This window comes from Nocardiopsis sp. MG754419, from assembly GCF_018207095.1.
Classification (GTDB): domain Bacteria; phylum Actinomycetota; class Actinomycetes; order Streptosporangiales; family Streptosporangiaceae; genus Nocardiopsis.
The window spans coordinates 1-559 of the sequence record NZ_QOCZ01000346.1; the positions used below are offsets into that span (position 1 = coordinate 1).

Sequence of the window (559 nt, forward strand, 5' to 3'; positions counted from 1 at the left end):
ACCTTCGCCCGCCTGGTCACCCACTACTGGTCCCACGCCTGCTTCCTGAGCCCCGGGCGACTTCTGGAGGGCGTGACGAGCATCGCCCACCTGCCCGCCGTGCTGATCAACGGCCGCCTGGACATCAGCGGCCCCAGCGACACCGCCTACGACCTGGCCGCACGCTGGCCGGCCGCAGAACTCGTCATCGTCGACGACGCCGCCCACACCACCAACGTCACCGGCGTGGGTGAAGCCCTCACCCGTGCCCTGGACCGCTTCCGCGCCCTGTGACACCTTCCGTGCCGCGCACGCGACCGATCCTGGACACGCGCCGCCGGCGCGTGTCCAGGATCGGTCACCGACCGCACCGGCTCAGCGCGCCAACCCCGCACGGAAGGCGAACACCACCAGTTGGGCGCGGTCCCGAGCACCCCACTTGACCATCGCCCGGGACACGTGCGTGCGCGCCGTGGCGGGGGAGACCACCAACCGTCGGGCGATCTCGTCGTTACTGAGCCCCTCGCCCACCAAAGCCACCACCTCACGCTCGCGTTCGGTCAACGCCCCCACCTCGGGC

General features: G+C 71.4%; 2 protein-coding genes. One reads left to right on the forward strand and one right to left on the reverse strand.

The window, feature by feature from the left end; all coding sequences use genetic code 11:
- A partial coding sequence (locus DSY14_RS28050; protein ID WP_374224074.1) for an alpha/beta fold hydrolase occupies positions 1–273 on the forward strand: 273 nt, incomplete at its 5' end.
- 81 nt (positions 274–354) lie between these two features.
- Here DSY14_RS28050 and DSY14_RS28055 read toward each other — a convergent pair.
- The coding region (locus DSY14_RS28055) for a response regulator transcription factor (RefSeq protein ID WP_211719598.1) at positions 355–559 on the reverse strand (205 nt) is incomplete at its 5' end.